The following is a 25096-nucleotide window of genomic DNA, read 5'->3' as shown; positions in this document are numbered from 1 at the left end:
GCTTCCCCGGCTCAAGACTTCGATTTGTAGTTGCGTACGGCGCTCAAGCTGTCCGACAGGTCGGGCACGTCGATCGTGACGTTGTTGGCCTGGACCTGGCGCAGCAAGCCCTGCACCGCGACGGTCGAGCGCGCGCGCGTGTCGAAGTACTTGGCCAGCATCTCCTGGGCGTCGCCGAGGTCGTCGCGGAAGGTGCCTTCGTTGCGCGACAACAGCGCCAGGCGCGCGTTCAGCAGGCGCAGCTTGAGGTTCTCGCGCACGAAATACGATTCGCTCGGCGACAGCATCAGCGCGTCCGGCGTCTCGACGGTGCGCACGCGGATCAGCTGGCGGATGTCGTCCCACATTTCGTGGCTCCAGGCCTGCCAGGTCTGGGTCACGCGCTGGCCGAGGCCCAGCGATTCCGGCGCCGCGGGCGCAGCCGTGCCGGCGGCCACCGCGCGCGCCTTGCCCTTGGCCGCGCCGGCGGACGATGCAGCTGCAATACGCGACGGCGCCGTCGGCTCGGCCGGCTTCTCGTCGGACAGCAGCGGCAGCATGTCGATCTGCGAGATCACGTTGTCCAGGCGCAGCGCCATGCCGGCCTGGTCGACCTGCGGCAGCGCCTTGAGCTTGTCGATGTCGCGCGCGATGGCGCGGCGGATGGTGATGAATTGCGGCTTGTCGGAGCGCGACAGCGAACGGTCGGCGTTCTGCAGCGCGATCAGCGCGCCAGACACGTTGCCGGCCAATTGCAGCTGCTGGCTGGCGGTGGACAGCACCTGCTCGATCTCGGACAGCGCCCACTCGTCGCGGTTCTTGGAAATGTCCTGGTACATCTGCTCGAGCGCGGCCTGCTGGCTCTGCGACTCGGCCTGGCGGTTTTCCAGCACCCCGACCTTGACCTGCAGCTCCTTGGCGGCCTCCTGCGTCTCGCGCAGCGCCTGCGCGGTCTCGGCGTTGGAGGCATTGTCCTTCTGCAGCGTGCGCGCGACGTCTTCGCGCAGCTTGTTGAAGCGGGTGTGGGTCGAGAAAGTCTGCACCGCCAGCAGCACGGCCAGCGCGATGATGGCGAGGTTCTGCGGCTTCTGGAACAGGCCCTGGTGCTCGGGCACGCGCGGCTCGAAGGAAGGCGACTGCGGCGGAGGCGACTGCGGCGGCAGCACCGGCACCGCCGGCCCTTTCACGCTCGATGGCTCTGGGTTGTTGGGCAATTCGTTCATGCTCATCATTGTAACGCGGCAAGCAGACGCTCGTCGCCGGAGCCGGTCAGCGTCAGGTCGGTAAAACCCAGCGCCCGTGCGGTCTCGGCGATTCTCGAATGTGGCACGATCAGGCGTTGATGTTGCAAATCTGCCACAGTGCACGGCGTTTCGAGCCGGCCGGCCAGCTCGACCAGGCCGCGCAGCGCTTCCGAGCTGGTGATGATCCAGTCGTTCGGCCGCGCCAGCAAGGCTTGAAGCGAGGCCGCCAGCGCGGGACTCAAGGCCGGCACGGCGCGGCGGTAGGCGGCCACGGTCTCGACCTCGGCGCCGGCGGCGCGCAGGGCGTCGGGCAGCAGTTCGCGTCCGCCGTCGCCGCGCACCACCAGCACGCGGCGGGCGCGCAGCGCATCCAGGCCGAGCGTGGCCTCCAGGGCTTCGATCAGGTGTTCGGAATCGCTGAAAGCCGGGTCGAGCGGGCTGACGATGCGGGTGGCGGGGTCGATCACGGGATATTGCGCCAACGCCGCGCGGCTGGCGGCGCCGACCACGGCGATCGCGGTCGCGCCCGGCCACGCGCGCACATGGGCGAAGGCGGCCTCGATCGCGTTCGGCGAGACGAAGGCGACCAGCGCATAGCGCGCCAGGTCGCTCAGTGCGGCCTGCAGCAGCGTGGTGTCGGGCAGCGGCGCGATCTCCAGCAGCGGCAGCACGACCGCCGTGCGCCCCAGCGCCGCGATCGCATCGGCCAGCGGCCCGGCCTGGCGGCGCGGGCGGGTGACGACGACCAGCCGCTCGTTCATCGGCGCAGGCGCTTCAAGCGTCGCCGGCGGCGTCGGCCTTGCACTCGGCCAGGATGGCGTGCGCATCCTGCTGCATCAGCTGCTGCGCGACCAGCTCGCCCAGGTGCTCGGGCAAGGAGGCCGGGCCGGTGGCCTCGGCGAACGCCTGGCGCCGGCCGTCGGGCGTGGCGACCATCGCGCGCAGGCGCAGCGTCTGGCTGCCGTGCAGGCCGTCCAGGGTGGCGTGCGCCGCCAGCGGAATCTGGCAGCTGGCGCCGAACACCTTCGACACCTTGCGCTCGGCTTGCACCGCGCGCGCGGTGGCGTCGTGGTTCAAGGGCGCGAGCAGCGCGGCCAGGTCGACGCCGTCGCTGCGCGGGCCCGACAGGATCTCGATCGCCATCGCGCCCTGGCCGGCGGCCGGCAGGCTGTCTTCCGGCGACAGGTAGGCGCGGATGCGCCGTTCCAGGCCCAGGCGCTTCAGGCCGGCGGCGGCGAGGATGATGGCGGCATAGTCGGCGCGGTCCAGCTTGCCCAGGCGCGTGTCGAGGTTGCCGCGCAGCGGCTTGACCACCAGCTGGGGATAACGCGCGGCGATCAGGGCCTGGCGGCGCAGGCTGCTGGTGCCGACGATGGAACCGGCAGGCAGCGAGGCCAGGCTGTCGTAATCGTTCGAGACGAAGGCGTCGCGCGGGTCTTCGCGCTCGAGCACGGCGGTCAGTTCAAAACCTTCCGGCAGCTCCATCGGCACGTCCTTGAGCGAGTGCACGGCGAGGTCGGCGCGGCCCTCGGCCATGGCGACTTCGAGTTCCTTGACGAACAGGCCCTTGCCGCCGACCTTGGACAAGGTCTTGTCGAGAATCTGGTCGCCGCGGGTGGTCATTCCGAGGATGCTGACTTGGCAAGACGGATATAATGCCGCGAGCCGGTCGCGCACGTGCGTGGCCTGCCACATGGCCAGCCTGCTTTCGCGCGATGCGATCACCAAAGTCGCGGGGATGTGCTGCGTCGTGTCATTCGAGTTCAAAACGGATTCTTTCACTGTCGTTGTGCCCGGATCGGCCAGCGCCGGTAGAGGCTCATGCTTAAGACCACAAATTTTATCATGCGCCCTTCTCCGATCATGCATGACAAACGCCATCCCAGGGGTGGCGGTTCCAACGGTGTTTCAACCTTAACTGTGGTCGATATGGACAAACCTGCTCTAGACGTGAATGCCCCGGACGTTAAAGATCAACCCGCCGGCGTCGACAAGGACGCGCCCCTGAAAGAAGACATCCGCCTGCTCGGCCGCCTGCTCGGCGACGTGCTGCGCGAACAGGAAGGCGAAGCCGTGTTCGACGTGGTCGAGACCATCCGCCAGACGGCGGTGCGCTTTCGCCGCGAAGACGATCCCCAGGCCGGCGCCGAACTCACGGGCCTGCTGAAAAAGCTCACGCGCGAAGAAACCAACTCGGTGGTGCGCGCCTTTTCCTACTTCTCGCACCTGGCCAACATCGCCGAAGACCAGCACCACGTGCGCCGCCGCCGCGCCCACATGCTGGCCGGCACCAAGGCGCAGCCGTCGACCGTGGCCTACGCGCTCGAGCGCCTGAAAAGCGCCGGCGTCGACAAGAGCGCGGTCGAGGCCTTCCTGCGCGACGCGCTGATCTCGCCGGTGCTGACCGCGCACCCGACCGAAGTGCAGCGCAAGAGTATTCTCGACGCCGAGCACGACATCGCGCGCCTGCTGGCCGAACGCGACCTGCCGCTCACGCCGAAGGAAGCGGCGCACAACCAGATGCTGCTGCAGGCGCGCATCACGACGCTGTGGCAGACGCGCATGCTGCGCTACGAAAAGCTGACCGTCGCCGACGAGATCGAGAACGCGCTGTCCTACTACAAGAGCACCTTCCTGCGCGAACTGCCGGCGATGTACGACGACGTCGAGGACGAGCTGGCGGCCCATTACGACGGCGCCAAGGCCGACCTGGGCGACGCCGCCTACATGCAGATGGGCAGCTGGATCGGCGGCGACCGCGACGGCAACCCGAACGTCAACGGCGACACCATGCGCCGCGCGCTGGTGCGCCAGTCGACCACGCTGTTCGACTTCTATCTCGACCAGGTGCACGCGCTCGGCGCCGAGCTGTCGACCTCGACCCTGCTGGTGCCGGCCAGCGAGGCGCTGCAGGTGCTGGCCGAGGATTCGCCCGACCACTCGCCGCACCGCAGCGACGAGCCCTACCGGCGCGCCCTGATCGGCATCTACGCGCGCCTGGCCGCGACCGCGCGCGCGCTGGGCGCCTCGTCGAACATCCTGCGCAAGGAAGTCGGCCACGCCGAGCCCTACCTCGATCCCGCCGAGTTCCACGCCGAGCTGCAGCTCCTCGCCGATTCGCTCCAGGCCAACCACGGCGCGATCCTGGTCAAGCCGCGCCTGGCCGGCCTGCTGCGCGCGGCGCAGGTCTTCCGCTTCCACCTGGCCTCGCTCGACATGCGCCAGACCTCGGACGTGCACGAGAAAGTGCTGGCCGAGCTGTTCGCGCGCGTGGGCGTCACGCCCGACTACGCCGCCTTGAGCGAAGACGACAAGGTCAAGCTGCTGCTGGACGAACTGGCCCAGCCTCGCCTGCTGTACACGCCGTACGAAGACTATTCCGAGGTCACGCAGTCCGAGCTGGGCGTGCTGCACGCGGCGCGCGAGATCCGCCAGCGCTACGGCACGCGCGCGATCCGCAACTACATCATCTCGCACACCGAGACCGTGTCCGACCTGCTCGAGGTGCTGCTGCTGCAGAAGGAAGCCGGCCTGCTGCGTCCACGCGAAGGCGAATGCGACGTGATGGTGATCCCGCTGTTCGAGACCATCCCGGACCTGCAGCGCGCCGGCGACATCATGGCGGCCTGGATGGCGCTCGATCCGGTCAAGCGCATGATCGCCCAGCAGGGCCAGCTGCAGGAAGTCATGCTCGGCTACTCCGACTCGAACAAGGACGGCGGCTTCATGACGTCGAACTGGGAGCTCTACCAGGCCGAACTCAAACTCGTGCGCGTGTTCGAGGACGCCGGCGTCAAGCTGCGCCTGTTCCACGGCCGCGGCGGCACCGTCGGCCGCGGCGGCGGCCCGAGCTACAACGCGATCCTGGCGCAGCCGCCGGGCACCGTCAACGGCCAGATCCGCCTGACCGAGCAGGGCGAAATCATTTCCTCGAAATTCAGCAATCCGGAGATCGGCCGGCGCAACCTCGAGCTGCTGGTCGCCGCCACGCTGGAAGCCGGCTTGACCCCGCACGACGAGGACCGCGTGCAGGTCGAGCGCCTGACCCGCTTCGAGCCGGTGATGGCCGAGCTGTCGCAGCGCGCCTACAAGGCCTACCGCGACCTGGTGTACGAAACCCCGGGCTTCACCGACTACTTCTTCGCGGCCACGCCGATCGCCGAGATCGCCGAGCTGAACCTCGGTTCGCGCCCGGCCTCGCGCAAGTCCACGCGCCGCATCGAAGACCTGCGCGCGATCCCCTGGGGCTTTTCGTGGGGCCAGTGCCGCCTGCTGCTGCCGGGCTGGTTCGGCTTCGGCGCGGCTGTGTCTTCCTGGCTCGGCGATGCTTCCGGCGACGGCGAGCGTGAGCAGCGCCAGGCGCTGCTGCAGGAGATGTTCGAGCACTGGCCGTTCTTCGCCACGCTGCTGTCGAACATGGACATGGTGCTGGCCAAGACCGACCTGGCGATCGCCTCGCGCTACGCCGAGCTGGTGCCGGACGCCGCCCTGCGCGAGCGCATCTTCAAGCGCATCACCGAGGAATACGCCGAGACGCTGCGCTGCCTGACGCTGGTGACCGGCAGCGACGAACGCCTGGCGGCCAACCCGCTGCTGGCGCGCTCGATCCAGAACCGCTTCGCCTACCTCGACCCGCTGAATCACCTGCAGGTCGAGCTGATCGAACGCCACCGCGCGCTGTCGGAACAGGAAAAAGTCGACGAGCGCGTGCACCGCGGCATCCACCTGTCGATCAACGGCGTGGCGGCGGGCTTGCGCAATACCGGCTGATCTGCACCGTCGCAGCGGCAGCAAGGAACAGCGGCCCGCGTGGCCGCTGTTTTTTTGCCACATCGTTTTGCCACATGCTCGTGTTCAAAAAGTTTTCTTTATGCTATTTTGTTGCGGTTGCAGCAACAATCACCCTGCATAGGAGAGCACGTTGGAACACGAACACCACGCCCATCACCACCCGCACGGCACCGGCACGCGCTGGCTCGACGTCACGCTCGCGGTGGCGGCCACGATCGTCTCGCTGGTCTCTCTGGGGCTGGCCATTCATTCCGGACATGCGATGGAAAAGCTGGTTGCCGCCAATAGTTATCCCTATCTCGAGCAGTGGCGCAATATGTCGACGGAGAAGCCCTTGCCCGGCGCTGATCGCTCGCGCCGCACGGTGGAATACCTGTTCGCCAACAATGGCGTGGGGCCAGCGCGTATCGACTGGGTCCAGCTGAGCTACAAGGGCAAGCCGATGAAAGACCTGAACGATTTGCTTGAAACCTGCTGTGGGGCCTCGACAGGCACCGTGAACGGCCTGAACCGGCGCGGCAACGTGCGCGGCGCCCTGGTCCGTCCAGGTGCATCGCTGCCGATGTTCACCTGGGACGAACCGGATAAGCCGAACCCGGTCTTCGACGCCCTGCACGATCACATGGCCGACATCACGATCGACTACTGCTACTGTTCGGTGTTCGACGAATGCTACGAAAAGCGCGCAAGCGAATATCAGCCGAAGGCCGTTGAGCACTGCGAGGCGCCGGCGGTGACTTTCCGTCCGGGCTTTCGCAACGATCATTGACGCGCGCCGGGCGTCGCCATGAAAACGGGACCGCGCGGTCCCGTTTTTTTCATCACAGCCTGAACGACAACCCGAACCCCAGGCTCAGTCCCGGCGTATTGTGGTTCAGCCCATGCATCACGATGGCGTCGACCTGGCAATCCTTGTTGACCAGCCAGGCCACGCCGGTGTCGACGCGCGCCTGGGTGCCACCATTGTCGGCGCGCGCGATCTGGGGCAGCGCCAGTTCCAGGATGCCGTGCAGGCGCTCGTTGAAATCCTTGCCCAGGCTGGCGGCCATCACGCCGTAGCCGTAGTGCGCGCCATCGTCGTTGCGATCCAGCCCCACGCCCGGCATGATCCCGAGCGAAAAGTCGTTCGGCAGGGTCCACTCGGCCGGCACGTACAGCACCGGACGCAGGCCCGGCGTACGCAGCGCGCGGCTGCCGCTGGGCACGTAGGTTTCGACGATCACGCCGTACGAGGGGACGCTGCCCTGCTGGTCGGCGCCGTGCCACTTGAAGCCGATCGCGCTGTCGGCGTAGCCGGCCGTGGTCGTGTGCGCGCCGCTGGACGGGTCGCTCGCATGCTCGATGCTGCGGCCGTCGGTCTCGAGGCGCAGCTCGAAGGACTCGCCGATGCCGTAGCGCAGCGTCAGCGGCGTGGTGATGGTACGGGTATGCTCGTCGGGTTCGCGCTGGCGGTCCCATTCCACGCCCGCTTCGACCTGGAAGCGGGCCTTGCCGACCACGTCGGGGGAATTGACGAAATCGGGGCGGTCGGTATCGATCTTGTCGTCGTTGCCGCCGCTCTGGGCGTGCGCGCCCGCGCACGCGAGCGCGCAGGCGGCGAGCAGGAAGATGCGGGGCGATGGAAGGGTCAGGCGGGTCATGGTGCGTCGATGGGGTCGGAGTGAATGCGGCGATGAATCGATAGCGCCGGATTATACCCGTGCGCATCGACCCGCCCTGGCGGGCACGTCATCCATAAAAAAAGCCAGGCCGTTCGACCGGCCTGGCCTTTTCCTGCTCCGGCGTGACGGCTCAGTGCGAATCGCCCTTGTCGTCGTCGCGTCCCCCATCCTTCTGCAGCGCCTTGCGCACGCTGGCGACGTCGGATGCGCTCGCTGCGCGCGCATGGTTGCCCCAGCTGTTGCGGACAAAAGTCACCAGCTGCGCGGTCTCGTCGTCCGACAGGCGCCAGGCGAAGCCCGGCATGCCGAGGTTGGACGGACGCTCGTGCGTCGACGGCAGGCGGCTGCCGGCCAGCACCAGGCGGATCAGCGTGGACGGATCATCCGACAGCACGGTCGGGTTGCCCGGCAGCGCCGGGAAGGTGATCGCGTTCGACTTGCCGTCGGTGCGGTGGCAGGCCGCGCAGTTGTCGAGATACAGCTGGGCGCCGCGCTCGCCGTCCTGGCCCGCACGCAGGGCTTTCGCCGTGTCGTCGCTGGCGACGAAGGTCGACTTCGACGCGCCGGTGGCCGGCAGCGACTTCAGGTAAGCGGCGATCGCGTGCAGGTCGGCGTCGTTCAGGTTCTGCGTGCTGTGCGCGACCACGTCGTTCATCGGACTGCCGACCACCGCGGTGCGGCCGTTGCGGCCGGTCTTGAGCGTGTCGACGATGTCCTGCTCGGACCAGTCTCCAAGGCCATCCACCTTGTCGCCACGCAAATTGACCGCGTGCCAGCCGTCGATCACCGGGCCGCCGGCAAGGTAGGCCTTGCCGCCGGCGTCCAGTTCGCTCAGCGCCAGTTCCTGCTGCGAGCTCGCGCGCGGGGTGTGGCAGGAGCCGCAGTGGCCCGCGCCCTGCACCAGGTAGGCGCCGCGCGCCAGCTGCTCGCTCTGGTACTTGGACAGCTCGAGCGGCGCCATGTCGGCGGGCGCGAACTGCTTGCGCCAGATCGCCACCGGCCAGCGGATCGACAGCGGCCAGGTGATGTCGTTGGCGTGGTTGGCGGCGTTGACCGGTTCCACGCCGTGCATGAAGTAGGCGTACAGGGCGCGCACGTCCTGGTCGCTCATCTTCGCGTACGACGGGTACGGCATCGCCGGGTAGAGCGTGCTGCCGTCCTGGCGGATGCCGTGGCGCAGCGCACGGTCGAAATCGGCCAGCGTGTAGCTGCCGATGCCGGTCGCCTTGTCCGGCGTGATGTTGGTGCTGTACATGTTACCGATCGGCGACTGGATCGCGTGGCCGCCGGCGAAGGCCTTGCCGCCTTGCGCCGTGTGGCAGGCGATACAGTCGGAAGCGGTCGCCACGTAGCGGCCCTGCTCCACCAGTTGATGCAGCGCGACCGGGTCGGGGGCGCTGATCGGTGCGATCGCGCGGGTCGGGGTCGGGGTCAAGGCGTAGGCCAGCGCGCCGGCGAACACCACCACGGCGGCGCCGACGACGGCGACCATGGCTTTTTTCTTGGAACTCATCGTCATAGTCGTCCTTTATGCCTGCACCAGCGGACCCGGGTTGGTCAGGTATTGTTCGCGGATCGCCTTGGCGCACCAGTAGGCGAGCGCGCCCACCAGGCCGGTCGGGTTGTAGCCGTTGTTTTGCGGGAAGGCGTTGGCGCCCGGTGCGAACACGTTCGACACGTCCCACGATTGCAGGTACTTGTTCAACGCCGAGGTCTTCGGGTCGCTGCCCATGATCGCGCCGCCGCAGGTATGGGTCGACTGGTACTGGGTGATGTTGTAGTGCGAGCCGTCCTTCTTGGCGTCGCCCTTCATCGCCAGCGGATTGAGCACCTTGCTCATCTCCTGGGCCTTGCCGACCAGGTACTGCGAGGCCTTGACTTCGTTGTCGTGCCAGTCGAAGGTCATGCGCAGCAGCGGACGGCCGAACGCGTCCTTGTAGTTCGGGTCCAGGCTCAGGTACGCATCCTCGTACGACATGCAGGAGCCCTGCACTTCGTAGTAGAACGAGTGGCGGAAGGCTTCCTTGACGCCCTTCTTCCAGTCGCTGCCCCAGTTCGGCACGCCCGGGGCGGTCGCGATGCCGCGCACAGGACCCGAACCCGGCTGGCGCGCCCACACGATGCCACCGCCGATGAAGCCGCTCTTGGTCGGGTCGTTCTGCTTGCCGTTCAAGTCGTCGAAGGTGGCGCCGGCGCCGCCGATGCCGATGAACTGGTTGGCCTGCACGGTCTCGTCGAAGAACAGCGAGACGCGGTTCAGGTTCTGGTACGAGTAGTTGCGGCCGATGGTGCCGGTTCTGGTCGCCGGGTCATACGGGGTGCCGATGCCCGACAACAGCATCAGGTGCACGTTGTATAGCGAGAAGGCGCACAGCAGCACCAGGTCGGCCGGCTGCTCGGTCTCGCGGCCCTGGGCGTCCAGGTAGGTCACGCCGGTCGCCTTTTTCTTGTCGGCGTCGAGGTTGACCTTCAACACCTGCGCGTGGGTGCGCATCTCGAAGTTCTTGCGGCCGCGCACGACCGGCCAGACGTTGGCGTTCGGGCTGGCTTTCGAGTAGTTCAGGCAGCCGTAGTCCGAGCAGAAGCCGCAGGCATTGCACGGGCCCATCTGGCAGCCGTAGGGATTGATGTAGGGGCGCGAGGCGTTCGATGCGGGGATCGGATAGGCGTGGTAACCCATCTCCTTGGCGGCCTTGTAGAACCATTCCGAACCGAGGTAGTTCGGGTTGGCCGGCAGCGGGTACTCGCGCTTGCGCGCACCTTCGAACGGGTTGCCGCCCTCGATGATCTGGCCGTTGACGTTGCCGGCCTTGCCCGAGGTGCCGCACACGTATTCGAAGTGGTCCAGGCACGGCTCCAGCTCGTCATAGGTGATCGGGAAGTCCTGGATGGTCATGTTGGCCGGCACGAACTTCTTGCCGAAGCGCTGTTCCATGTTGGTGCGCAGCTTGAAGTCTTCCGGCAGCGGACGGAAGTGCGCCCCCGACCAGTGGCTGCCCGCGCCGCCCACGCCGGTGCCCGGCTTGAACGAGCCCATCTGGCGATACGGCACCGCGGTGTCGCTCACGCCGTGACGGATGGTGACGGTTTCCTGGCCCAGCGATTGCAGGTACTTGCGGTGCACCGAGCCTTCCAGCTCGTCCACCACGCGCGGGTAGGCGAAGTCCGGCTGGGTGTCGCGGTCCGGGCCGCGCTCCAGGCAGACCACGGTCAATCCCTGGTCGGTCAGTTCCTTGGCCAGGATCGCGCCGGTCCAGCCGGCGCCGACGATCACGGCGTCGACTTTGCTTTTTACGATACTCATGTTGTTCCTGTTTGTCGTTTATCCGCGGCGTCCTGCCAGGTCCACCGGACCGATCGGGTACGGCTTGTCGCGCACCTCGACCCAATCGAGGTAATCGGCGCGCATGCCGGGGTAGCCGATCATCTTCCACGAGCCCATGCCCTTGTTGCCGCCGTGCTTGGGATCGGCGAAGTAACCGTTCTTGACTTCGGCCAGCAGGTTGCTGAAAAACAGCTTGGAGGAGATCTCGTCGAGCTTGAGCTTGCCGCCTTCGGCATCCTTGAGCAGCGTTTCCTGCTGCTTGTTGTCGAGGTCGGCGAACCGCTTGCCGCCGAATTGCTTGGCGCAGTAAGCGTCGAACTGCTTGATGCCGACCCGGATGATGTCCTTCAGCGGCAGCTTGCCCTGGTAGCCGAACTCCGCCGGCGCTTCCAGGAACGGCCCCTGCATGTACCAGATGCTGCCGGCCGCGTACGGGGTCTGCATGTGGCGGTCGAGGAACTCGGGCACGCCGAGTTCGACGGCGCCGGGGCCGTGCTGGTCGTGCGGGATCAGGCGGTCGCAGGCCTCGTTGACGAAGCGCCATTCGTCCGCGCTGAAGAAAGCCGGGGTGTAAGGATCCGGCTTGCCTTCGGGGGCGTTGGTGGCGGCCGCGCCGGCTGGGCTCAGGCCGCCATGCAGGGCGCCGACCGCGCCCGCGCCCATCGGCACGAACATCAGGCTCTTGATCAGGCGCCGGCGCGATGGGGATTGTTGATCATCCGACATAGCAAATCTCCGTTGTGAATACAAGTTACCGCTTGGAAAGCTTGCGGTGAAACGCGGGATTCTAACGGCTATTGCTGAACGTCAAAAGCACCAGTTACAAACCGGTAACAAAGATTTAAGGTTCCAACGCAACAAGTGCGTGTTATCACCTATTGACAAAGATATTTCCTGCGTAAAACAGTGAACCACCAACGCCTCCTTTGATCGGAGCGATGTTTACAGGCATAAAAAAAGCCACCCGGTCGGGTGGCTTCGTGCCGTACGGACGGTACGCGTTTACTGGTTCTGCAGGAAGGTCTTGAGCTTGTCCGAACGCGACGGCTGGCGCAGCTTGCTCATCGCCTTGGCTTCGATCTGGCGGATACGCTCGCGGGTGACGTCGAACTGCTTGCCGACTTCTTCCAGCGTGTGGTCGTTGCTCATCTCGACGCCGTAGCGCATGCGCAGCACCTTGGCTTCGCGCGGGGTCAGCGAGTCCAGCACTTCCTTGATCACGCCGCGCATCGAGGCGTGCATCGCCGCTTCCAGCGGGGCCAGGGTCGCATTGTCCTCGATGAAGTCGCCCAGCTGCGAATCGCCGTCCTCGCCCATCGGGGTTTCCATCGAAATCGGCTCTTTCGCGATCTTCATGATCTCGCGCACCTTCGATTCCGGCATCTCCATCTTGGTCGCCAGCGTCGCCATGTCCGGCTCGCTGCCGGTTTCCTGCATGATCTGGCGCGAGATGCGGTTCATCTTGTTGATGGTCTCGATCATGTGCACCGGCACGCGGATCGTGCGCGCCATGTCGGCGATCGAGCGCGTGATCGCCTGGCGGATCCACCAGGTCGCGTAGGTCGAGAATTTGTAGCCGCGGCGGTACTCGAACTTGTCGACCGCCTTCAACAGGCCGATATTGCCTTCCTGGATCAGGTCGAGGAATTGCAGGCCGCGGTTGATGTACTTCTTGGCGATCGAGATCACCAGGCGCAGGTTGGCCACGGTCATCTCGCGCTTCGCGGTACGGGCGCGCTTCTCGCCGGCGGCCATCTGCTTGTTGATCTTGCGCAGGTCGGCCAGCGGCAGGGCCACGCGCGCCTGCAGGTCGATCATGCGGCGCTGCAGTTCCATGATGGCCGGCGCGTTACGCGACAGCACCGCCGAGTACGGGTAGGCGCAATCGACTTCGCGCTGCACCCATTCCAGGTCCGTCTCGTTGCCCGGGAAGACCTTGATGAAGTGGGCGCGCGGCATGCCGCAGCGGTTCACGCAGATGTCGAGCACGGCGCGCTCGATCGAACGCACCTCGTCCATCTGGCCGCGCAGCGTGTCGCACAGCTTCTCGACGATCTTGGCGGTGAAACGGATGCCCAGCAGCTGGGTCGAGATCATGTCCTGGGCCGCGATGTACTGCAGCGAGCCGTAGCCGTGCGTCTTGAACGCATGGCCCATCTTGTCGAACTGCTTCTCGATGATCGCGAACTTGTCCAGCGCGGTCTTCTTCAGCGCGGCAAGCTGCTCGGCCGAGTAGCCGGCGGCAGCGCTGCCGCCGCCTTCGACGCCCTCTTCCTCTTCTTCCTCGATCTCTTCCTCGTCCTCGTCGTCCGAAGCAGCCGCAGCCACCGGTGCGGCCGGCGCGGCGCCTTCGTCCGGCTCGATCAGGCCGTCGACCACGTCATCGATCTTCAGCTCGTCGCTGGCGATCTTGTGAGACAGCGCGACGATTTCCGAGATCGTCACCGGGCAGGCCGAGATCGCCTGCACCATGTCCTTCAGGCCGTCCTCGATGCGCTTGGCGATGGCGATCTCGCCTTCGCGCGTCAGCAGCGACACCGCGCCCATTTCACGCATGTACATGCGGACCGGGTCGGTGGTGCGGCCGAAGTCGGAGTCCACGGTCGACAGCGCGGTCGCGGCCGCGGCTTCGACTTCGTCTTCGCTGGTCGGGGTCACGACCGCGTCCGACAGCAGCATCATCTCGGCTTCCGGGGCGCGCTCGTACACCGCGATGCCCATGTCGTTGAAGGTCGCGATGATGCCTTCGATCGCTTCCGGATCGATGATGTTTTCCGGCAGGTGGTCGTTGATCTCGGCGTGGGTCAGGTAGCCGCGCTCCTTGCCCATGTTGATCAGGTTCTTCAGCTGGGTGCGGCGCTTTTCCAGTTCCTCGCCCGAGAAGCCCTGTTCGGTGCCCATGATGCCGGCGATGCCCTTGGCCTTGCGCTCGCGCAGCTTGGAAGCGGCCTTCAGTTCGGCGCGCTCGACCGCGTTCAGCGCGGCGATCTCGTCGTTCTCGGGGACGAACTCGCTCGGCTTGCGACCGCGGCGGCCCGGAACCTTCACCTGCGGCAGCAGATAGCCGGAAGTATCGATCGCGGCCAGCGCGGCGGCGTCGGTGGTGGTGCTGACGCTGCCGGTGCCGGCGGCCGGGGCGGCGCCTTGCAAGGCGGCGGTGGCGCCCGGCTCGACGCGGCGCGTGCGGGTGCGCACCACGCGCGCGGGCGCGTCGGCGGCAGCGGCAGCGGCGTCCGAGGCGCTGGCGGCCGGCGCGGCAACTGCGGCGACCGGCTCGGCGGCCGGCGCCGGTTCTGCGGCCGGGCTCGGTTCGGCGGCGGCTTTCAGCGCAGCCAGCTTCGAGGTGCGCTTGCGCACGATCACCGGCGGCGCGGCCGGCGTTGCGGGCGTCGGGATGAAATCGTCGTCGCCGGCGACGGCAGCGACGGCCGGGGCAGCGGCAGACGGCGCGTCAACTGCGGCGAGGTCGGCCGAGCCAACGGCTGCGGGTGCGCTGTCGTCGGCGCTGGCCGCTTCGGCCAATTGCTCGGCAGCGGCGGCGCCCGAGGCGGCGGCCTGGTCGAAGTCCGCCGACTGAAGTTGCTCCGCCTCGGCCTGGACCGCGGCGGCCGGGGCATCCGCGCCCATGTCCTGCTCGGCCTGGACCGCTTTCAGCGACGCCAGACGGGAACGCGTCTTGACCACCGTCACCTTGGCCGCCGCTTCCGTTTCGAGAAAGTAGGAGGTCGCGGTTTTCGGCACCGACAGCTGTGCCGTGCTTTTCGCCGGCGCCTTCTTCGCTGTCAGTGTCAGAGTCTTGGCGGTGTTTTTCATGTAACTTTTCTCCAGTCGAGGCGAAGTGCGCGCCTGCGAAGTCAATAAGCCACCTGGCCTGCTCGGCAGGCCAATGCGGCGCAATAAGTAATAGGCTGAACTAAGGGGCCTAACTAGGGGCGGACCGGCCGGAAATCAAGCGGCACCGACCAGACTCCAGCGGCGACGCTCCTGGCGGCGGAGCGCTCGGACGGGGGCTGGGGCGGAACGGGCAGAGGTTGAAATCGCGGCTATGCATGTCGGAACGAAAAAAAGCCCGTCAGACAACGGGCTTGAATCTATTTTCCAAGGGAGAAATAGAGGAGACAGGCATATTATGCACCAAGGAAAGATTCAGTGATAATTAAAATATCGGATAAACGATATAACGGATCCGCATACTTCCCGGTCCAGTTGCGCGCTCCATTTGCCCACCTCCGACCCCTCGGCCGGTCTGCGTCGGCGCAAGCCCGACGCAAGGAAAGGGGCGGATCATACACGACTTCAAGGGGCCGCGCCTTTCGATTCCGCAAGGAATTCCTGGAAGAACGGTTCCAAACGATGATACGTTACAAGGCAGAGCCGCCCATGGCCGCTTTGCCATGCTATCCTTCCGCTTCCCGTTCTCACCATGAAGTCAATGAATACGATCAGTTCCGTCGCCGAGTCTCCTGAAATCAACGATGCCGGCGAGTCCCTGCCGCACGCCGAGCCGCAAGATCAGCAGAAAGATCAGCCGCAAGATCAGCAGCCACACAGCGAGGTCGATGGCGGCGCCGACACGTCCGCCGTGCAAGCCGCACCCGCCGCGGCCCCCGGCGCCGACGCACAATCGCCGCGCGCCCTGCTCAAGCAGCTGCAGCAGCAGTTCAAGGCATTCCGCGAGTGCCTGCCGCTGGCGATCGGCATCGACAAGCAGGTGCTGGCGCGCATGCCCGGCCTGAACCGCAAGACCATGCGCGCGGCGCTCGGCATCCACACCGGCTCGATGCGTTACCTGCGCGCGATGGAAAAGGCGACCGTGCGCTATGACCTCGACGGCAATCCCGGCGCCGAAGTCAACGACACCCACCGCCAGCACGCCAAGGAGCTGCTGCAGGAGCGCTACAAGAAGGAAGCCGACCGCAAGAAGGCCGAGCGCGACGCCGCCGCCGAGGCCGAAGCCGAACGCAAGCGCCAGGACAAGCTGCAGCAGCTGGCATCCAAGTTCTCGCGCCGCTAAACCGCATGGCCGACGCGCCGACGCCGGACGACGCCTTGCCGCCCTACCAGGGCCTGACCCTGGCCGAGGTGCGCATGGTGCGCACGCCCGAGGATGCCGCCGCGGCGCTGGCCGCCATGGCGCAGGCCGACGCGATCGGCTTCGATACCGAATCCAAGCCGACCTTCCGCAAGGGCGAAGTCTCGACCGGCCCGCACCTGGTGCAGCTGGCCGACGACCGCCATGCCTGGCTGTTCCAGATCGGCGCGCTGGACGCCGGAGCCGGCGCCGCGTCGCCGGCACTGGCGGCGCTGCGCGTTCTTCTGGAATCGCCGGCCGTGCTCAAGGTCGGCTTCGGCCTGGGCGACGATGTGCGCCGCCTGCGCACCAAGCTCGGCATCGACACCGCCAACGTGCTCGACCTGGCCACCGCCCTGCGCCGCGGCGAGCGCAATGCCTGGGGCGCGAAGACCGCGGTCGAGCGCTTCTTCGGCCAGCGCCTGCAAAAATCGCGCCGCATCACCACCACCAACTGGGCCATGCCGCGTCTCTCCGACAAGCAGATCCTGTACGCGGCCGACGACGCCCACGTCGCGCTGCGCATCTATCGCCATTGGCGCACACAGGTGCAGCCGGGGCAGGCGCCTGCGTCCGCGCCTGAACGCACCGGCAGGCGCGTCGAGCCGCAGGACTGAAATCCTGGCCGACCCGGCGTGCTGCCGGCGGGCGCCGCTACGCGAGCCTGCATGCGCCCCGCCGTGCAGGCCTATAATGCCGGCATGAACCCGCTTCACCCGCTTCCACGCCGCGCAGCCTGGGCCGCCCTGTGCGCGGCTGCCCTGACGCTGGCCGGCTGTTCTCCCTCCGGCACCGACGCCGCCACCGGCGCAAAACTGTTCGCCCAGTGCGCCGGCTGCCACCAGGTCGGCCCCAACGCCCGCGCCGGCTTCGCGCCGCAGCTCAACGACCTGTTCGGCCGCCGCGCCGGGTCCACGCCCGACTTCCGCTATTCGGCTGCCATGAAGGCCTCCGGCATCGTCTGGAACGACACCACCCTGGCCGCCTTCCTGCACGCTCCCGACAAGCTGGTGCCGGGCACGGCGATGCGCTTCTGGGGCATCGGCGACGTGCGCCAGATCGCCGCGCTGCTGGCCTACCTGCGCACCTTCCAGTCGCCCTCGGCCGGCCAGCCACCTGCCGGCCAGCCGCCCGCCGGTTCCGCGCCTGGCGCGCCGCCGCGCTAGCCGCCGATACGCGCGCCCGCGCCGCGCCACCCTGCTACACTGATTGCAGCCCAGGGAGCAAGGATGGACGACGACAAGCCGATCGGCGCGCGCCTCCAGCAGGCCGAGGCGGACCTCGCCGGCGCGGCGCGTGCCCGCCTGCGCGAGGAGATGCGCCGCTACTGGCGCGTGATGACCTTCTACGAGCGCTTCGAGCAGCTGGTCGCGCTGATCCTCAGCGCCGTGATCGCCGTGGTCATCATCGTGGCCGTCGTCGAGCTGGTCGAGATCGTGGCGCTGATCCTGATCAACGAACCGCTCAATCCGATGCGGAGCGACGCCTTCCAGCTCGTGTTCGGCATGATCATGACGCTCCTGATCGCGCTCGAATTCAAGCACTCGATCGTCAAGGTCGCGCTGCGCCGCGAAAGCATCATCCAGGTCAAGACCGTGATCCTGATCGCCCTGCTCGCGCTGGCGCGCAAGTTCGTCATCCTCGACGCCGACACCAGCCCCGGCAAGATCGCCGCACTGGCCGGGGCGCTGCTGGCGCTCGGCATCGTGTACCGGCTGGTGCGCGAACACGACGGCGGCGCCGGCGCCTGACACCACGCGGTATGATGCGTCGTAGCTGAGCTCGACCGTCACTCACTGGAGCGCCATGCGAGGTCCGATCCCCGTTCTTGCCGCCTGCTCGCTTGCCATCTGCCTGCTGGCGGGGCTGGCTCCACGGGCCGCGCCTTCGCAGTCCATTTCTTCGAAACCGGACCTGCGCCGCGTCCCCGACAGCATGGCCCAGCGCCTGGCGCCCTGCCTGTCCTGCCACGGCAACGGCACCGCCGAACGCCGCTACTACCCGCGCATCGCCGGCAAACCGGCCGGCTACCTCTACAACCAGCTGCAGAACTTCCGCGCCGGCCGCCGCCAGTACCCCTTGATGACCTGGATGGTGACGCCGCTGTCCGATGACTACCTGCACGAAATCGCCGACTGGTTCGCCGCCCAGCACCTCCCGAGCCCGGTGCTGGAGCGCGCCGGCCTGCCTACTGGCGAGCTGGCGCGCGGGCGCCAGCTGGTCACGCGCGGCGACCCGGCGCTGCGTGTGCCGGCCTGCATCGCCTGCCACGGCGAACGCCTGAGCGGCGCCCTGCCCGCGGTGCCCGGCCTGGTTGGCCTGCCGCGCGACTACATCAACGCCCAGTTCGGCGCCTGGCGCAACGGCACGCGCCGCGCCCAGGCGCCCGATTGCATGGCGCAGATCGCCACTCGCCTGAGCCTGTCGGACGTGAGCGCGATCTCGGCATGGCTGGCGAGCGAACCGCAGCCGGCGGATCCAACCCCGGCGCCGACAGTGGGGCGGCCCTTGCCGCTGGCCTGCGGCAGCGTGGCGGAGGGCGCATGAGCATGGCGCGCATGGCCCGGCTGGCGCTGCTGGCGGCGACGGCCTGTGCGGCCGGGGCGATCGCGCTGGCCTGGCCGCGCATGCAAATGATCCCGTCCAGCTCGCGCGCCGACTGGGCAGCCACGCCGGACAACATCGCACGCGGCGCCTACCTCGCGCGCGCCGGCGGCTGCGTGGGCTGCCACACGGCGCGCGGCGGTGCAGCCTATGCCGGCGGGCGCGCCCTGGACACGCCGTTCGGACGCCTGGTCGCGCCCAACATCACGCCCGACCGCGCCACCGGCATCGGCGCCTGGAGCGCGGACGACTTCTGGAATGCGCTGCACAACGGCATCGCGCCGGGCGGGCGCCTGCTGTACCCGGCCTTCCCCTACCCGAATTACACGCGGGTCACGCGCGCAGACAGCGACGCGCTGTTCGCCTACCTGCGCAGTTTGAAATCCGTGCGCCGGCCGAACGCGCCGCACGCGCTCGGCTTTCCCTACAAGCTGCAGGCGGCGCTGGCCGCCTGGCGCCTGCTGTACTTCACGCCCGGCGTGTATGCGCCCGCGCTGTCGCCCACTTCGGCGCCCGCGCCCGCGCGCGCGGACGTGTGGAACCGCGGCGCCTACCTGGTCGAGGGCCTGGGCCATTGCGGCGCTTGCCACAGCGCGCGCAACGCCATGGGCGCGTCCAGCGCTGTCCTGGATGGCGGCCTGATGGCCGGCAGCGGCTGGTATGCGCCGGCCTTGACCACTGGCGGCCCAGCCGGCCCGGACCAATGGATCGAGGCCGACCTGGTCCAGCTGCTGCGCAGCGGCGTCGCGCCCCGGCATGCCGTGTTCGGACCGATGGCCGAGGTGGTCGGGCAAAGCCTGCAGCACCTTTCCGAGCCCGACCTGCGGGCCATCGCCGTCTACCTGAGATCGCTGCCGGCGCCGCCCGGCCGGCACGCGGCAACCGCGCCGGCCGCCGCCGCGCCGGATGCGCTCATGAAGGGTGGCGAACGGCTGTATGCCCGGCACTGCGCCGACTGCCACGGCAAGGACGGCGGCGGCGTCGAGGGCGACGGCCAGACGATCTATCCGCCGCTGGCCGGCAACCGCGTCGTGAGCGCGGCGGAACCGGTCAACGCCATCCGCATTGTCCTGAACGGCGGCTTCGCGCCGGCCACCGCCGGCAATCCGCGCCCCTATGGCATGCCGCCATTCAGCACGCTGCTCGACGACGAAGAGGCCGCCGCCGTCATCAGCTACGTGCGCGCCAGCTGGGGCAACGCGGCGCGCGCCGTGACGCCGAGCGAGGTCAACGCGAACCGGGCGGTGCCGCCGGATTGACGTTGCCGGACGGCGCCGCGCCGCTCGTGTAGCGGACCGGGCTATCGTCGGCCAGGCTGGCGTCCCACAAGGGCAGCGCATAATTTTCGTAGTCGCGCACCTTGAGCGCGATGGTGCGCCCGGGCGTATCGAGCGTCACCGCGTCGATGCCAAGCGGCGCAAGGAACATGACGGACACCGCACGCGACGTGCATGGATCGCCGGTGCCTACCAGGTTCACATAGGTGAGGAACACCCGGGTCACTTCCTGCTTTTCGATGGCCCAGCGCACCTTGCATTCGAGCCTGAGATCCCCCAGGCGCTTGGTGTCGGGCGGCAGCTGGGCGCTTTTCACATAAGGCTTGATCCTGAAAAGCCCTTTCGGCCGGTCCAGGATCAGGTCGTATTCGCCGTCGCGCTTCTGTTCGACCAGGGGCAGCTTGAACCTGCCGCCCGCGTCGACCGGGATGTCGATCGAATCGTCGTCGCTGGCCAGGCGCATCTTGAGACCCTGCATCCCGACCTGTTTCGACTTCGGGATCAGGATGAAATACATCTCGGAGTCCGGCGCCAGCGCATGCTTGTCGCGATAGGCCTGCAAGCCTTTCAGCATCTGCGTATAGGAACGCAGTTCGGGGTCGCGCGTGCTGCTGACTTCGACGCGGCCGGTGTCCGGCGTCGCCTCCTGGGCGGCGCCCGCCGCCAGCGGCGACCAGGCCAGCAGGACGGCAAGCACATGGCGCAAACGATGCATATTGTATGGTCCCTTTCTATCGGCTGAAGCGAAACGAGCAGCGACGCATGCGGCAATCAGGCTAGCACGATTCGACGCCTTGCCGGGCAGTTTGTCGATGGCCCGGCTGCGGCGCACGGCATGCGGCGCCGGCCGTGCCACGCGCGGGTGCGCGCCGCACCCCGCCCCGCACCCATGCAGGCCGGCGCGCACCAGCGTAGGGCATTTCGCGCCGGATTGGTTTGGCATGCTTCTTGTATGTTGATCATATAAAAAGATACGGGGGTGGCGGCATGCGGGACTTCTTCAACGAGATGACGAGCGGCGGTACGGCAGGTGGGGCGACGCGCGAGCACTACCGCGAGTTCGAGGCCTGGCTGCGCGGCCAGAACCCGCAGCGCATCGAACGCAAGCGCCTGGAAGCCGACCTGGCGTTCCGCCGCGTCGGCATCACCTTTGCCGTGTACGGCGACGACGCCGGCACCGAGCGCCTGATCCCGTTCGACACCATCCCGCGCATCATCCCGGCGCACGAGTGGAGCGCGCTGCAGGCCGGCCTGGTGCAGCGGGTCAAGGCGCTCAACATGTTCGTGCACGACATCTACCACGACCAGCACATCGTCAAGGCCGGCATCATCCCGGCCCGGCAGATCTACCAGAACGCCCAATACCGCCCGGAGATGCAGGGCATCACCGTGGCCAGCGACATCTACGCCCACATCGCCGGGGTCGACATCGTGCGCGCCGGCCAGGGCGAGTTCTACGTCCTGGAAGACAACCTGCGCGTGCCGTCCGGCGTGTCGTACATGCTGGAAGACCGCAAGATGATGATGCGCCTGTTCCCGGAACTGTTCGCGCGCCACCGCATCGCGCCGGTCGACCACTACCCGGACCTGTTGCTCGACAATTTGCGCAGCGTGGCCCCGCAAGGCGTCGACGACCCCACCGTGGTCGTGCTCACGCCGGGGATGTACAACTCGGCCTACTTCGAGCACGCCTTCCTGGCCCAGCAGATGGGCGTCGAGCTGGTCGAGGGCAAGGACCTGTTCGTCAACGCCAACGCGGTGTGGATGCGCACCATCCGCGGCCCGCGCCGCGTCGACGTGATCTACCGGCGCCTGGACGACGACTTCCTCGACCCGCTCGCGTTCCGCTCGGATTCGACGCTGGGCGTGCCCGGCCTGCTGTCGGTGTACCGCGCCGGACGCGTGACGCTGGCCAACGCGATCGGCACCGGCGTGGCCGACGACAAGTCGATCTACCCCTACGTGCCGGACATGATCCGTTTCTACCTGAGCGAGGAAGCGCTGCTGAACAACGTGCCGACCTGGCAGTGCAGGAAGCCCGCCGACCTGGCCTACACGCTGGCCCACCTGGAACAGCTGGTGGTCAAGGAAGTGCACGGCGCCGGCGGCTACGGCATGCTGATCGGCCCGAGCGCGAGCCGCGCGCAGATCGAGGATTTCCGCCGCAGGCTGATCGCCAGACCGGACGGCTACATCGCCCAGCCGACACTGGCCCTGTCGGCCTGCCCGACCTACGTCGAGAACGGCATCGCGCCGCGCCACATCGACCTGCGCCCGTTCGTCCTGTCGGGCAAGACGATCTCGATGGTGCCCGGCGGCCTGACGCGCGTGGCGCTGCGCGAAGGCTCGCTGGTGGTGAACTCGTCGCAGGGCGGCGGCACCAAGGACACCTGGATTCTGGAAGAATGAGGAAGCACACGACATGCTGAGCCGCACCGCCGACCACCTGTACTGGATGGCGCGCTACACCGAGCGCGCCGAGAACACCGCGCGCATGCTCGACGTCGCGCTGCAGACCTCGATGCTGCCGCAGTCCAGGCTCGAGACCGAGCAGGCCTGGCGCGCCATGCTCGGCATCTCCGAGCTGCAGGACGCCTTCGACGCGCGCCACGGCGCGCTCGATGTCGAGAACGTGCTCGACTTCATGGTGCGCGATCCGTCCAACCCCTCGTCGATCGTGGCCTGCCTGACCGCCGCGCGCGAGAACGCGCGCGCGGTACGCGGGGTGCTGACCACCGAACTCTGGGAGACGCAGAACGCCACCTGGCTCGAACTGCCCGAGCGCGTGCGCGGCGGCATGGATGCGAGCGCCGACCCCGGCGCCTTCTTCGAATGGGTCAAGCACCGCTGCCACCTGGCGCGGGGGGTCACGCTCGGCACCATGCTCAACGACGCGGCCTTGTACTTCATCCAGCTCGGCACCTTCCTGGAGCGCGCCGACAGCACCGCGCGCCTGCTCGACGTGAAGTACCACCGCACCAGAGGCGCCGCCCCTTCGTCAGACGACCACGACGTGCTGACCCAGCGCGAGTTCTACTACTGGGCCGCGCTGCTGCGCTCCGTGGCCGGCTTCGAAATCTACCGCAAGGTCTACCGCGACTCGATCACCCCGGCGCGCGTGGCCGAACTGCTGATGCTGCGCGCCGACATGCCGCGCTCGCTGCTGGCCTGCATGGAGCAGGTGGTCGCGAACCTGAAGGCGGTGCGCAACGACGTCTCGTCCGAGACCGAGCGCCTGGCCGGCAAGATGCACGCCGAACTGCAATTCGCGCGCATCGAAGACGTCCTGGAGGCCGGGCTGGACGCCACGCTGGACCGCTTCATGAAGAACGTCTACGCGCTCGGCAACGGCATCAGCCGCGATTTCCTCGTGCCCCTGGGCGCCTGAGATGCACCTGTCGATCCGCCACGAAACCCTGTACCGCCATACCCAGCCGCAAGCCTACAGCATCGAGCAGCGGCACCCGACGCCGCGCGCCGGGCCGCAACAGCAGGTGCTGTCCTGGAAGATCGCGGCGCCGGGCCATTGCGCGCCCTACGGCGACGCCTACGGCAACGTTTCGCACATGCTGACCCTGAGCGAAGCGCACGACGCGGTGCGCATCCTGGTCGAAGGCGTAGTCAGCACCATCCCCCTGCGACGGGGGCGGCTGCAGCTGCCGGAGCACCTGTCGCCGCTGATCCGCCCGATGACCGATGCCTGCTGCCGCCTGGCGATCGGGCGCGACTACGAATCGGCGGCGCCGGTGCGCGGCATGCGGCGCGGCAGCGGCAGCGGCAGCGGCGAGGAGACCATGCGCGTCGAGGCGCTGGTGATGCCCTTGGTGGTAACGCAACAGTAAGTCAAACCACGCCCGGCAGGCCGAATTCGGCGGCGGCTTCGACGAAGGCAGCGTTGCGGTGACGCGCTTCGTCACCATCGACGAGCCGAACCGGTACTTCAACGCGCTGCGCAGCAGCATCCGGCAACGGTCATGCAGGATGCATGCACGTTCGTTTGAGATGGATACAAAATTCTGACAATTAGACAAAGATGCAGATAGGAAAAGTTGCTGAACTGAATTAAACTCGGATGCCGGTCGCGTGGCGGCTCGCTTTCAGTCATTCGGGGGTCATCATGCAAACCTATGCATCGTTTCGCCGCGGTTCCGCCGCCACCCGGCTCAGGCTCGCGCTTTACTACCTCCATCGGATCGTCACCAGCCGGACCCTGCGCCATATCGGCCATCGGGTCCTGGTGGCCGCGTTGCGCGTCCACCGCGGCGCCGCGCACCCGCCCGCGCAGGGTGCGCGCCACCCGGCCGCCGGCTTGCGCGCGGCCGGCTGCCTGCGGCTCGGACCCTTGCTGTCGCGGGCGCAATGCGACGACATGCTGCGCTACCTGGACGACAAGGTCATGGTCGATGCGCGCGGGAGCGGCCGGCGCTTCCGCCTGGGCGAGGTACCGCAGGAAGCGAGCCTGGGCGACTACCCGCTCGAGACCATCGTCGCTTGCCCGCACCTGCTGCAGATCGCCAACGATCCCGCCGTCATCGGCCTGGTGAGCGACTACCTCGGCTTCACACCGACCATCGTCAGCCTCGGCTTGCGCTGGTCGTTCCCGCAAGCCGCGCGCGCCGGCACGGCGGCCGACACCGTGCAGCGCTTCCACCGCGATTCGGAGCCGGGCAGCACCAAGCTGCTGATCTACCTGACCGACGTCGACAGCGACTGCGGGCCCCACGTCTACGTCGAAGGCAGCCACCGCGAGCGCATGCCGATGCGCCTGCGGCCCTATGCCGACGCCGAGGTCGCGCGCAAGTACGCGAGCGTCACGTCGATCGAGGGCGAAGCCGGCACCGGCTTCCTGATCGACACCAAGGGCATCCACAAAGGCGCCGCGCCGCTGCGCAAGCCGCGCCTGCTGCTCGGCATCCAGTACGCGCTGCTGCCCTGCTTCCTGTACGAATACGCGCCGGTGCAATGCCGCCAGGCCGGCCAGTTCGACCGCCACATCAACCGCCTGATGATCACCGAGGAGGCGGCGCCGGCGCCCGCCCCCGCCGTCGCCACGCAGACGAGCGACGAACCGCTGCGCGAACCGACGCCCGTCGCCTGAACCGATCGCGGCAAGCCGCTGCGTCGCTATTGGCGGAAAAGCCGCA

21 protein-coding genes are annotated in these 25096 nt (G+C 67.6%); 12 read left to right on the top strand and 9 right to left on the bottom strand.

Annotated features, from left to right (window positions below; genetic code table 11):
* Positions 1-11 precede the first annotated feature (11 nt).
* Genes FA90_RS03115 through hemC form a run of 3 tightly spaced genes read right to left on the bottom strand, consistent with a single transcriptional unit; the run spans position 12 to position 3005 of the window.
* A complete protein-coding gene (locus FA90_RS03115) occupies positions 12-1202 on the bottom strand; it encodes a uroporphyrinogen-III C-methyltransferase (protein WP_036173877.1) in 1191 nt (396 codons plus the stop codon).
* A gap of 5 nt (positions 1203-1207) precedes the next feature.
* Positions 1208-1984 (bottom strand): uroporphyrinogen-III synthase, encoded by a 777-nt coding sequence (locus FA90_RS03110; protein WP_036165839.1) that lies wholly within the window; start codon positions 1982-1984, stop codon positions 1208-1210.
* Between the two features lie 13 nt (positions 1985-1997).
* Positions 1998-3005, bottom strand: coding sequence for a hydroxymethylbilane synthase (gene hemC / locus FA90_RS03105; protein ID WP_373994585.1), 1008 nt, complete (start codon positions 3003-3005; stop codon positions 1998-2000).
* A 147-nt stretch (positions 3006-3152) separates the two neighbouring features.
* Between hemC and ppc the strand changes: the two genes are divergently transcribed.
* Together ppc and FA90_RS03095 are read left to right on the top strand one after the other, a co-directional pair.
* On the top strand, positions 3153-5993 hold the full coding sequence (gene ppc / locus FA90_RS03100) for a phosphoenolpyruvate carboxylase (RefSeq protein ID WP_036165833.1): 2841 nt from the start codon (positions 3153-3155) through the stop codon (positions 5991-5993).
* Between the two features lie 151 nt (positions 5994-6144).
* Complete coding sequence (locus tag FA90_RS03095) at positions 6145-6783, top strand: hypothetical protein (RefSeq protein ID WP_036165830.1); 639 nt, start codon at positions 6145-6147, stop codon at positions 6781-6783.
* Positions 6784-6835: 52 nt separating this feature from the next.
* On the opposite strand, the gene FA90_RS03090 is transcribed toward FA90_RS03095, so the two are convergent.
* The 5 genes from FA90_RS03090 to rpoD form a co-directional block, all read right to left on the bottom strand.
* Positions 6836-7654 carry a transporter gene (locus FA90_RS03090; protein WP_051971361.1) on the bottom strand — a complete coding sequence of 273 codons (819 nt, stop codon included), beginning with the start codon at positions 7652-7654 and terminating at the stop codon, positions 6836-6838.
* 151 nt (positions 7655-7805) lie between these two features.
* Complete coding sequence (locus FA90_RS03085; protein WP_036165827.1) at positions 7806-9188, bottom strand: cytochrome c; 1383 nt, start codon at positions 9186-9188, stop codon at positions 7806-7808.
* Positions 9189-9203: 15 nt separating this feature from the next.
* Positions 9204-10979 (bottom strand): GMC family oxidoreductase, encoded by a 1776-nt coding sequence (locus FA90_RS03080; RefSeq protein WP_036165824.1) that lies wholly within the window; start codon positions 10977-10979, stop codon positions 9204-9206.
* A gap of 18 nt (positions 10980-10997) precedes the next feature.
* Entirely contained in the window at positions 10998-11726 is a 729-nt protein-coding gene (locus tag FA90_RS03075) for a gluconate 2-dehydrogenase subunit 3 family protein (RefSeq protein WP_036165821.1), read from the bottom strand.
* A 276-nt stretch (positions 11727-12002) separates the two neighbouring features.
* The gene (gene rpoD, locus FA90_RS03070; RefSeq protein ID WP_036165819.1) at positions 12003-14813 is read right to left on the bottom strand and encodes an RNA polymerase sigma factor RpoD; all 2811 of its coding nucleotides are present in this window, start codon (positions 14811-14813) and stop codon (positions 12003-12005) included.
* A 769-nt stretch (positions 14814-15582) separates the two neighbouring features.
* On the opposite strand from rpoD, the gene FA90_RS03065 reads away from it, so the two are divergent.
* From FA90_RS03065 to FA90_RS03040, 6 genes are all read left to right on the top strand, one after another.
* Positions 15583-16014: a ProQ/FINO family protein gene (locus FA90_RS03065; protein ID WP_051972087.1), complete on the top strand. Its 432-nt coding sequence runs from the start codon at positions 15583-15585 to the stop codon at positions 16012-16014.
* A gap of 5 nt (positions 16015-16019) precedes the next feature.
* Positions 16020-16688, top strand: coding sequence for a 3'-5' exonuclease (locus FA90_RS03060; RefSeq protein ID WP_051971360.1), 669 nt, complete (start codon positions 16020-16022; stop codon positions 16686-16688).
* A gap of 84 nt (positions 16689-16772) precedes the next feature.
* Positions 16773-17237, top strand: coding sequence for a cytochrome c family protein (locus tag FA90_RS03055; RefSeq protein ID WP_051972086.1), 465 nt, complete (start codon positions 16773-16775; stop codon positions 17235-17237).
* 150 nt (positions 17238-17387) lie between these two features.
* The gene (locus FA90_RS03050) at positions 17388-17822 is read left to right on the top strand and encodes a phosphate-starvation-inducible PsiE family protein (RefSeq protein ID WP_051972085.1); all 435 of its coding nucleotides are present in this window, start codon (positions 17388-17390) and stop codon (positions 17820-17822) included.
* A gap of 55 nt (positions 17823-17877) precedes the next feature.
* Complete coding sequence (locus FA90_RS03045) at positions 17878-18618, top strand: c-type cytochrome (protein WP_081933601.1); 741 nt, start codon at positions 17878-17880, stop codon at positions 18616-18618.
* Positions 18615-19934, top strand: a complete 1320-nt coding sequence (locus FA90_RS03040; protein ID WP_081933600.1) for a cytochrome c — start codon at positions 18615-18617, stop codon at positions 19932-19934. The genes FA90_RS03045 and FA90_RS03040 overlap by 4 nt, the downstream gene beginning before the upstream one ends.
* Here the strand turns inward: FA90_RS03040 and FA90_RS03035 are convergent.
* Positions 19903-20667: a hypothetical protein gene (locus FA90_RS03035; protein WP_156116561.1), complete on the bottom strand. Its 765-nt coding sequence runs from the start codon at positions 20665-20667 to the stop codon at positions 19903-19905. The genes FA90_RS03040 and FA90_RS03035 overlap by 32 nt on opposite strands.
* A gap of 272 nt (positions 20668-20939) precedes the next feature.
* Here FA90_RS03035 and FA90_RS03030 point away from each other — a divergent pair, with 272 nt between their 5' ends.
* From FA90_RS03030 to FA90_RS24745, 4 genes are all read left to right on the top strand, one after another.
* A complete protein-coding gene (locus tag FA90_RS03030) occupies positions 20940-22361 on the top strand; it encodes a circularly permuted type 2 ATP-grasp protein (RefSeq protein ID WP_036165814.1) in 1422 nt (473 codons plus the stop codon).
* Positions 22362-22374: 13 nt separating this feature from the next.
* The gene (locus FA90_RS03025) at positions 22375-23340 is read left to right on the top strand and encodes an alpha-E domain-containing protein (RefSeq protein ID WP_036165811.1); all 966 of its coding nucleotides are present in this window, start codon (positions 22375-22377) and stop codon (positions 23338-23340) included.
* Position 23341: 1 nt separating this feature from the next.
* The gene (locus FA90_RS24750) at positions 23342-23794 is read left to right on the top strand and encodes a transglutaminase N-terminal domain-containing protein (protein ID WP_051971359.1); all 453 of its coding nucleotides are present in this window, start codon (positions 23342-23344) and stop codon (positions 23792-23794) included.
* A 275-nt stretch (positions 23795-24069) separates the two neighbouring features.
* Positions 24070-25050, top strand: a complete 981-nt coding sequence (locus FA90_RS24745) for a phytanoyl-CoA dioxygenase family protein (RefSeq protein ID WP_051971358.1) — start codon at positions 24070-24072, stop codon at positions 25048-25050.
* The last annotated feature ends 46 nt before the right edge of the window (positions 25051-25096 follow it).

This window comes from Massilia sp. 9096 (assembly GCF_000745265.1).
Lineage (GTDB): Bacteria > Pseudomonadota > Gammaproteobacteria > Burkholderiales > Burkholderiaceae_D > Telluria.
Note: the sequence above shows the minus strand (reverse complement) of the source record. Positions and strands in the feature narration are given on the sequence as shown.